Source organism: Mesorhizobium sp. M7D.F.Ca.US.004.03.1.1 (genome assembly GCF_003998635.1).
GTDB classification, from domain to species: domain Bacteria; phylum Pseudomonadota; class Alphaproteobacteria; order Rhizobiales; family Rhizobiaceae; genus Mesorhizobium; species Mesorhizobium loti.
On sequence record NZ_RZQG01000630.1, the window covers coordinates 1 to 3,557 of the forward strand.

General features: G+C 63.9%; 4 protein-coding genes. 1 reads left to right on the forward strand and 3 read right to left on the reverse strand.

Features of this window, described 5'->3' with window-relative positions; all coding sequences use genetic code 11:
* Positions 1 to 2,085, forward strand: a complete 2,085-nt coding sequence (recG, locus tag EN935_RS26835; RefSeq protein ID WP_127373789.1) for an ATP-dependent DNA helicase RecG — start codon at positions 1 to 3, stop codon at positions 2,083 to 2,085.
* On the opposite strand, the gene EN935_RS26840 is transcribed toward recG, so the two are convergent.
* From EN935_RS26840 to EN935_RS26850, 3 genes are all read right to left on the reverse strand, one after another.
* On the reverse strand, positions 2,037 to 2,792 hold the full coding sequence (locus tag EN935_RS26840; protein WP_126068965.1) for a DUF502 domain-containing protein: 756 nt from the start codon (positions 2,790 to 2,792) through the stop codon (positions 2,037 to 2,039). The two genes, recG and EN935_RS26840, sit on opposite strands and share 49 nt — an antisense overlap.
* Positions 2,793 to 2,871: 79 nt before the next feature.
* Positions 2,872 to 3,174 (reverse strand): HigA family addiction module antitoxin, encoded by a 303-nt coding sequence (locus EN935_RS26845; RefSeq protein ID WP_127265281.1) that lies wholly within the window; start codon positions 3,172 to 3,174, stop codon positions 2,872 to 2,874.
* A gap of 32 nt (positions 3,175 to 3,206) precedes the next feature.
* On the reverse strand, positions 3,207 to 3,557 hold a 351-nt coding region (locus tag EN935_RS26850; RefSeq protein WP_127373790.1), incomplete at its 5' end, for an SIS domain-containing protein.

Consider the following 3,557-nt stretch of genomic DNA (forward strand, 5'->3'; position numbering starts at 1 on the left):
CTGTTTGTTCCGATCACCTCGCTTGCCGGCGTCGGACCGAAGGTTGGCGCGTTGATCGAGAAAGTCGTCGCCGCCGATCTCGGCGATCGTGCGGCGCGCGCGGGCGACCTTCTGTTCGTGCTGCCGCACACCGTCATCGACCGCCGCAGCCGGCCGGGCATCGCAGGATCCGCGGAAGGCCAGATCGTCACGCTCGAGGTGCGCATCGACCGCCACCAGCCGCCGCCGCGCGGCAACAGGTCGGTGCCCTACCGCGTCTACGCCCATGACGACACCGGCGAGATCGCGCTGACCTTCTTCCATGCTCACGCTTCCTATCTCGAAAAGGCGATGCCCGAGGGCGAGCATGTCGTGGTCTCCGGCCGCATGGAATGGTTCAACGGCCGCCCGAGCATGGTCCACCCCGACCATATTGCGCTCGCCAGCGAGGCGGAAAACCTGCCGCTGGTCGAACCGGTCTATCCCCTCACCGCAGGGCTCTCGGGCAAGGTGCTGCGCCGGGCGATCGGCCAGGCGCTGGCGCGCGTGCCTGAATTTCCCGAATGGCAGGATGGTGCCTTCATGCGCCGGCACACCTTTGCGGCCTTTGGCGATGCGCTCGCCCGCATCCACAATCCGGCCGATCCGATCGATGTCTCTGTCGATGGTGCCGCCTGGCGGCGCCTCGCCTATGACGAGTTGCTGGCGGGCCAGGTCTCGCTGGCGCTGGTGCGGGCAAAAGTCCGCCGCCTGTCCGGGCGTCCCCTGGTCGGCGACGGCAGCATCGTTGAAAAGCTGCGCGAGGCCCTGCCCTATTCGCTGACATCAAGCCAGGAGTTTGCGCTGGCCGAAATCAATGCCGACCTTGCCGATCCCGAGCGCATGCTGCGGCTGCTGCAGGGCGATGTCGGCTCCGGCAAGACGGTGGTTGCGCTGCTGGCCATGGGGCGTGCGGTCGAGGCCGGCGGCCAGGCCGCCTTGATGGCGCCGACCGAGATTCTGGCGCGCCAGCATCTGGCGACGATCGCGCCGCTTGCCGCCAAGGTCGGGCTGCGCATCGCCATCCTCACCGGCCGCGAGAAGGGCCGCGAGCGCACCGACACGCTGGCCGGTCTGGCGAGCGGCGCCATCGACATCGTCATCGGCACCCACGCGCTGTTCCAGGACACGGTCACCTTCCACGACCTGGTCTTCGCCGTCATCGACGAGCAGCACCGCTTCGGCGTCCACCAGCGGCTTGCCATCACAGCCAAGGGCGACGCGCCCGACATGCTGGTGATGACCGCCACCCCCATCCCGCGCACGCTGGTGCTGACTGCCTTCGGCGACATGGACGTATCGAAGCTGACGGAAAAACCGGCCGGCCGCCAGCCGATCCGCACCGTCACGCTGCCGCTGGAACGGCTGGACGAACTGGTCGGCCGCATGGTCGACGCCGTCGCCGGCGGCCAGAAGATCTACTGGATATGTCCGCTGGTCGAAGAATCCGAAGAGATCAAGCTGATGTCGGCCGAGGACCGTTTCGCCTCGCTGAAACCGCTGTTCGGCGACCGCATCGGCCTCGTCCATGGCCGCATGAAGGGCGCCGAGAAAGACGAGGCGATGCGCGCCTTCAAGCAGGGCGAGACACGCATCCTGATCGCCACCACGGTCATCGAGGTCGGCGTCGATGTGCCGGACGCCACCGTCATGGTCATCGAGCATGCCGAGCGCTTCGGCCTCGCGCAACTGCACCAGTTGCGCGGCCGGGTCGGACGCGGTGACAAGCCCTCCTCCTGCGTACTGCTCTACAAGGACCCGCTCGGCGAGACCGCAAAACGCCGGCTGTCGGTGATGCGCGAGACCGAGGACGGGTTCCTGATCGCCGAAGAGGATCTGAAGCTGCGTGGTGAAGGCGAATTGCTGGGCACCCGCCAGTCCGGCACGCCGGGTTTCCAGGTGGCGCGCATCGAGGCGCATGCCGACCTTCTGGAGGCCGCCCGCGACGATGCCAGGCTGGTCCTGTCACGCGATCCGGAGCTGCAATCCGAGCGTGGCGAGGCGTTGCGCCTGCTGCTTTACTTGTTCGGGCGCGACGAAGCCGTGCGGCTCTTGCGCGCAGGCTGAGCCAAGGCGGCAACCGACGGATTGGCCAACGTTCCCTCGATCGGCTCGCCGTTCACGACAACCATCTGCTTGACCTCGGGCGCCACAAGCCCGGCCGAGACGATGAGCTTGGCGCCGTCCTCGATCGTCATGTCGAGCAGTACGATGTCCGACTTCGGCACATACATGAGAAAGCCAGTGGTCGGGTTCGGCGTGCAGGGCATGAACACCGCAATCAGCGGGTCGCCTTCCTGATCGAGCTTCTGGTTGATCTCAGTTTCCTTCTCACTGGCGACAAACACCAGCGACCACACGCCCTTGCGCGGATATTCGACCAGCCCGACCTGGCGGAACATGTCGCCCTTGTTCGACAGCACGGTCTCGAAAATCTGCTTCAGCGAGCCATAGATGCCACGCACCAGTGGCATGCGGCCAAGCAGACGCTCGCCGAAATTGACGATGGCGCGGCCGACAATGTTGGCCGTCAGGAAACCGATAAGCGTGATCAGGATCAGAGCAACGATCAGTCCGAAGCCCGGCACCGGAAACGGCAGATAGGAGTCCGGGCTGTAACGGGCCGGAATATAGGGTTTTACCCAGGAATCGACCCAGCCGATGAACGACCAAGCGATATAGGCAGTGATCGCCAGAGGCGCGCAGACGACGAAACCTGTGAGGAAATAGTTCCTCAGCCGGGTCATGCCGGAGGTCTTGGGAGCATCGGACATGGTTCACCGGGCGCGCGGGTTGCAGCGCAACATAATGAACCAGAGAGCGCATTGGAACTGCGAAGTTTTTAAAGGTCGATTATGCCGCCGCTTCCAACGGTTCAATCTTCTCGAGTTCCGGCGCCAGCTTCCTGGCTTCGGTTTCAAGCTCATAGGCCTGCTGAAAATTCATCCAGAATTCAGGCGTGGTGTTGAAATACCGGGCAAGGCGCAGGGCCGTATCAGGGGTCAAGCCGATCTCCTCCTTGGCAATGCGTTCGATACGGGTGCGTGGAAGGTTGAGCTTTTTCGCGAGCGCGCCTGCACTCATGCCGAGCGGGACGAGATATTCTTCACGCAGGAATTCTCCAGGATGAACTGGACGTGCGAACTTCGATGCCATTCAGCTCAATCTCCCAGCTTGGGAAGCAAAACCTACTCCACCGTCACCGATTTCGCCAGATTGCGCGGCTGGTCGACGTCGGTGCCCATGAACACGGCGGTGAAATAGGCGAGCATCTGGATCGGCAGCGCGTAGATGATCGGCGAGATGATTTCCGGCACCTCGGGCAGCACGATCGTCTCCATCGTCTTAACGCTGGTCAGCGCTGCACCCTTGCTGTCGGTGATCAGGATGATCTTGCCGCCACGCGCCGCCACTTCCTGCATGTTCGACACGGTCTTTTCGAAAATACGGTCGTGCGGCGCAATGACGATGACCGGCATGTTCTCGTCGATCAGTGCGATCGGGCCATGCTTCAGCTCGCCCGCGGCATAGCCCTCGGC

Excerpts from the sequence above, each read along its gene's own strand:
- EN935_RS26840 (WP_126068965.1), bottom strand. The coding sequence starts at position 2,792 with ATGTCCGATGCTCCCAAGACCTCCGGCATGACCCGGCTGAGGAACTAT.
- EN935_RS26845 (WP_127265281.1), bottom strand. The coding sequence starts at position 3,174 with ATGGCATCGAAGTTCGCACGTCCAGTTCATCCTGGAGAATTCCTGCGT.